The 5,421-nt window shown below is 65.1% G+C and carries 3 protein-coding genes and 3 tRNA genes; 1 reads left to right on the top strand and 5 read right to left on the bottom strand.

Annotated features, from left to right (window positions below):
- The 5 genes from SOM39_RS19225 to SOM39_RS19205 form a co-directional block, all read right to left on the bottom strand.
- The coding region (locus SOM39_RS19225; protein ID WP_320459238.1) for an elongation factor Tu at positions 1 to 752 on the bottom strand (752 nt) is incomplete at its 3' end.
- 40 nt (positions 753 to 792) lie between these two features.
- A tRNA-Thr gene (locus SOM39_RS19220) sits at positions 793 to 868 on the bottom strand.
- A gap of 47 nt (positions 869 to 915) precedes the next feature.
- A tRNA-Gly gene (locus SOM39_RS19215) sits at positions 916 to 989 on the bottom strand.
- Between the two features lie 38 nt (positions 990 to 1,027).
- Positions 1,028 to 1,113: transfer RNA gene (locus tag SOM39_RS19210), tRNA-Tyr, on the bottom strand.
- A gap of 138 nt (positions 1,114 to 1,251) precedes the next feature.
- Positions 1,252 to 2,262 carry an isoaspartyl peptidase/L-asparaginase gene (locus SOM39_RS19205; protein WP_320459237.1) on the bottom strand — a complete coding sequence of 337 codons (1,011 nt, stop codon included), beginning with the start codon at positions 2,260 to 2,262 and terminating at the stop codon, positions 1,252 to 1,254.
- A 231-nt stretch (positions 2,263 to 2,493) separates the two neighbouring features.
- Between SOM39_RS19205 and SOM39_RS19200 the strand changes: the two genes are divergently transcribed.
- Entirely contained in the window at positions 2,494 to 5,229 is a 2,736-nt protein-coding gene (locus tag SOM39_RS19200) for a TonB-dependent receptor plug domain-containing protein (RefSeq protein WP_320459236.1), read from the top strand.
- The last annotated feature ends 192 nt before the right edge of the window (positions 5,230 to 5,421 follow it).

Raw genomic sequence — 5,421 nt, 5'->3', positions numbered from 1 at the left:
CGGATACCGACGATTTCGATTTCTTCGCCGACCTTGATCACGCCGCGCTCGATACGACCGGTCACCACGGTGCCGCGGCCCGAGATCGAGAACACGTCTTCCACCGGCATCAGGAAGGTCTTGTCCACGTCACGTTCCGGCAGCGGGATCCAGGTGTCCAGCGCCTCGACCAGCTTGATGATGGCCGGCACGCCGATATCGCTCTGGTCGCCTTCCAGCGCCAGACGGGCCGAGCCCGAGATGATCGGGGTGTCGTCGCCCGGGAAGTCGTACTTGCTCAGCAGCTCGCGGACTTCCATTTCGACCAGTTCCAGCAGCTCGGCGTCGTCCACCATGTCGGCCTTGTTCAGGAACACGACGATGTACGGCACGCCGACCTGGCGCGACAGCAGGATGTGCTCGCGGGTCTGCGGCATCGGGCCGTCAGCGGCCGAGCAGACCAGGATTGCGCCGTCCATCTGGGCAGCACCGGTGATCATGTTCTTGACGTAGTCAGCATGGCCCGGGCAATCGACGTGGGCGTAGTGACGGGTCGGGGATTCGTATTCGACGTGTGCGGTCGAGATCGTGATGCCACGGGCCTTTTCTTCCGGCGCGGCGTCGATCGAGGAGTAATCCTTGAACTCGCCACCGAAGCGCTCGGCACCGATCTTGGTCAGTGCGGCGGTCAGCGTGGTCTTGCCGTGGTCGACGTGACCGATGGTGCCGACGTTGACGTGCGGCTTGGTGCGCTCGAACTTACCCTTGGCCATGGCTGCTTATCTCGAAATCGTCTGAATGGTGGCACTAAGATGGTGCTCACGAAAGGAATCGAACCTTCGACCTCCTCCTTACCAAGGAGGTGCTCTACCGACTGAGCTACGTGAGCGAGTTTTGAATTATGGCACGAATTTGAATATATTCAAATCCATTCAATGGAGCGGGAGACGGGGATCGAACCCGCACCATCAGCTTGGAAGGCTGAGGTTCTACCATTGAACTACTCCCGCATCGGAAGCTCTTGCCACAACTTGAAACTGCATGAAACTGGTGGAGGGAGGTGGATTCGAACCACCGAAGGCGTAAGCCAGCAGATTTACAGTCTGCCCCCGTTGGCCGCTTGGGTATCCCTCCTTACCACCCTGTCCCGTGGCGCCGAAGCGTTTTCGGTGTGGGGTGGAAGAGCCGTGAATTTTGGGGGTGAATGCGGGTTCTGTCAACAACCTTTTTGAAATTTTTCACACGAATCGCAATTTGCCCTGAAAACGCTGGCTATTGGCCCGGAAGCGTCAGCGTTTCGTCCGCGAAGATCGCCACGTGCGGCACGCCGTCGGCACCAATCCAGCCGCGATACATGCCCTGCGTATTGAACGGCGTGGCGGCACGGCCATCGGCCCCCAGCACGATCGCACCACCATCGCCGCCCAGCGCGGGAATGCGCGTATTGATCACCTCGCGCCCGGCGTCTTCCGGCCCCTGCTTGAGGTACTGCATGCGCGCGCAGATGTCGTACGCGGCGGCCGTGCGGATGTAGTACTCGCCCCAGCCGGTGCCGGACACCGCACAGGTGGCGTTTGCATAGGTGCCGGCGCCGATGATCGGTGAGTCGCCCACCCGCCCGTAGCGCTTGTTGGTCATGCCACCCGTGGAGGTGCCGGCGGCCAGGTGGCCCTGGCTGTCCAGCGCGACGGCACCCACGGTGCCGAAGTGGCGGGCCGTTTCCAGATCGGCATGGGCCTGGCCGCTGGCCTCTTCCTTCAGCGCCTTCCGCAGCTGTTGCCAGCGCTTTTCGGTGCGGAAGTAGGACGGATCGACCAGCGCGATGCCCTGGCTTGCGGCGAAGGTCTCGGCACCCTGGCCCACCATCATCACGTGCGGGGAGTGCTGCATCACCGCTTCGGCGAGGAGGATCGGGTTGCGCACGCGCTGCACGCCGGCCACTGCGCCGGCCTTGAGGCTGGCGCCGTCCATCAGCGCGGCATCCAGTTCGTTGCGCCCGTCATGGGTGAACACCGCGCCCTTGCCGGCATTGAAGGTCGGATCGTCCTCGAGCACGGTGATGGCGGCGGTGACCGCGTCCAGCGCCGGCTTGCCGGCCGCCAGCGCCTGGTGGCCCTTGATGAGCGCCTGGCTCAGTGCCGCGCGCGCCCCCTTTTCCTCGGCCGCCGAGAGATCTTTGCGCTGCACCCCTGCCCCGCCATGGATGACCAATACCGGTTCGGCGGCCGACGCGAGGGGGCTGAGCAGGCACAGGGACAGCAGGAAGGCGGATCGACGGGACATGGCGATGACCGGAGCGGGTGAACCCCCATCATGCCCGCCCCGCACGCCCGTCTGCATCGGCCGAAAGCCATGCAGGCCGTGGCTGGGGCCGGAAATCGGCTTCAGCCCCTTCCTGAAGATGAGGCAGTGGTGAACAGCGTAAAAAAGGCGTTAAATGCGCGCCATCCGTTCACCGAATGTGAATGGGGGTCGCGGCCTCCCCTGAGGCCTACTTTCTTGTTGGGAATTCTCATGCGTAAACAGGCGATGGCGTGGTCGATCCAGCTGGCGTTGATGGGTGTGGCCGCAACCGCGGCGGCGCAGGCCCCGGGCCCCGGGGTGCAGCAGCTGGACACGGTGCAGGTCACCGGCTCGCGCATTCCGCGCGCCCAGGTTGAAGGCCCCGCCCCGGTGACGGTGATCACCGCCGAGCAGATCCAGGCCAGCGGCTTCACCAGCGTGCCGGACGTGCTGCGTTCGATGACCCAGAACGGCGGCGAGACCCAGAGCCAGCAGTCCGCCAGCGGTGCCGACTTCTCGCCGGGCGCGCAGCAGGTCGACCTGCGTGGGCTGGGGCCGAACCACACCCTGGTGCTGGTCAATGGCCGTCGGATCGCCGACTTCCCGATGCCGTTCCAGGGCCGCAGCAACTTCACCGACGTCTCCAACATTCCGCTGGGCATGATCGACCGGATTGAAGTGTTGACCGGCAGCGCGTCGGCCATCTACGGCTCGGACGCGATCGCCGGCGTGGTCAACTTCATCCTGAAGAAGCAGGTCGATGGCACCACGGTGGACGTGCGCATGGGCACCACCGCCGAGGGCGGTGGCGAGTCGTTCGACATGAGCATCGCCAGCGGCTTCGATTCGGGCAGGTTCAGCGCGGTATACAGCCTGGAACTGCAGTCGCAGACCCCGCTGTGGGCCTATGAGCGCACCCAGCAGGATTCCACCCTCGACGCTCCCACCGAAAGCGCGCGCGCCGCGCGCCGCGCTTACCTGCGCACGGATTACAACGACGATTACCTGGACCCGGGCCAGGCCACCTGCGATGCGCTGGCCGGACAGAACAAGGGCAGCACCTACTACGCCGAGCGCGCGCGCTACGGCTTCTACTGCGGCAGCGACCGCTCGATCGGCTACGGCACGATCCTGAGCAAGCGCCGTGGCGCCAACGGCTACGCCTCGCTGCGCTATGGCTTCGAGAATGGCGCGGAGTGGTTCGCCGACGTACAGCTGGGCTACCACGACATCGCGCTGATGCGCGACGTGACCCAGTGGGGGCTGATGGCGCCGGATGGCAACGAGGACGGCTACTTCCACAACCAGGCCACCGACCAGGTGGAGTTCTGGCAGCGCCAGTTCTCGCCGGAGGAAATGGGCGGGCTGAGCAACGGCATGATCCGCAGCACGCAGAAGACCTTCAGTGTCACCACCGGGTTCAAGGGCTCGCTGGACGCGGCCTGGGATTACGAGGCCTCGCTGAGCCATTCGCAGTACCAGTCGTCGATCCGCTGGCCGCAGATCATCGCGGCCAAGGCCAACGACCTGTTCCTGGGCCCGCAGCTGGGCGAGGACGACGATGGCTTCCCGATCTACAACGCCGACCCGGCGCGCCTGTACCGGCCGCTGACCCGCGCCGAGTACGATTCGATCGCCGCGCGCACCACCTACACGCCCAAGTCGCGCACCGATACCGCCGCGCTGACCCTGACCAACGGCGAGCTGTTCGAGCTGCCCGGCGGCAAGGCCGGCTTTGCGGCTACCGCCGAATTCGGCAACCAGTCCTACGCGCTCAATCCCGATCCGCTGGCCACGCAGTACTACTACTACAGCTGGAAGGATTCGGACGGCCATGGCAGCCGCAACCGCTGGGCCACCGCGGCCGAGCTGCGGCTGCCGCTGCACGACACGCTCAACGTGAGCGTGGCCGGCCGCTTCGACCAGTACCGCTACTCGGGCAACACGATCGGCAAGGCGACCTGGAGCGGCGGCATCGAATGGCGGCCGATCGATTCGCTGCTGGTGCGCGGCTCGTACGGCACCGCGTTCCGCGCGCCGGACCTGCACTATGTGTATGCCGGCCCGGGCAACGATGAAACCAGTGCCAACGACTACTACGCCTGCGCGGTGGATGGCGCGGACGACTGCTCCGATTACGAGGAAAACCTGATCCGGACCCGCGAGGGCAACCGCCAGCTGGATCCGGAGACCAGCACCTCGTGGAGCGCCGGCCTGGTGTGGTCGCCTGCCGTGGGCCTGGACCTGTCGGTGGACTGGTTCGACATCGACATGCGCGACCAGGTGCAGGACATGGACGTGAGCACGATCCTGCGCGACGAGGCGGCCTGCCGGCTGGGCGATGCCGATGCCAGCTCGCCGACCTGCGTGGATGCCATCAGCCGCGTCACCCGAACCGACGACGGCCGCCTGTACGGGGTGCATGTCAGCCCGATCAACATCGCCCGCGAAACCACCCGCGGCATCGACATCGGCCTGCGCTACCGCCTGACCACCGGCGTGGGTGATTTCATCCTGAGCGGCAACCACACGTGGGTGCAGCGCCATGATTTCCAGCAGTTCGCCGGGGACGTGGTGGAAGACCAGTTCGCGGTCAACAGCGGCTTCGACATTCCGCGCACCAAGACCAGCGCCAGCCTGACCTGGGAAAACGCGGCGTGGTCGACCACGCTGTACGGTTCGCGGCTGGGCAAGCTGCCGAGCTTCGACAGCTACGACCAGAGCTTCGACTGGGAAAGCGGCGACAGCCCGTGGATGAAGGCGACCTACCGCTACAACCTGTCGGTGCAGTACCGCTTCGACGACCATTCGCGCCTGTCGCTGTCGGTGGTGAACCTGTTCAACAAGATGCCGCCGAAGGATGCGACCTATACGTCGTACCCGTATTACGACGTGTCGTGGTTCGATACCGTCGGCCGCCAGTTGAACCTGCAGTACACGCACAAGTTTGGTGGGTCTGCGCTGTAAGCGGTGAGGCGAACAGCCGTTCTGCAACGATCATCTGGCTTGGCGGGACGGTGCGGGTTTCCGGGGGACGCCGTGAACCTGTGGTGGTCAAGCTTTTCTGGACACTCTCAAGGGGCGTTCAGGCCACCTGCGCTTCGTGGAGCGCAGGCGGTACCAGGCCGTTGGCGTTATGCAGCCGGCGCTGGTTGTACC

The sequence above is a fragment of the Stenotrophomonas sp. CFBP8994 genome (assembly GCF_034044835.1).
Classification (GTDB): Bacteria; Pseudomonadota; Gammaproteobacteria; order Xanthomonadales; family Xanthomonadaceae; genus Stenotrophomonas; species Stenotrophomonas rhizophila_A.
This window is presented reverse-complemented; position numbering and strand designations above follow the sequence as displayed.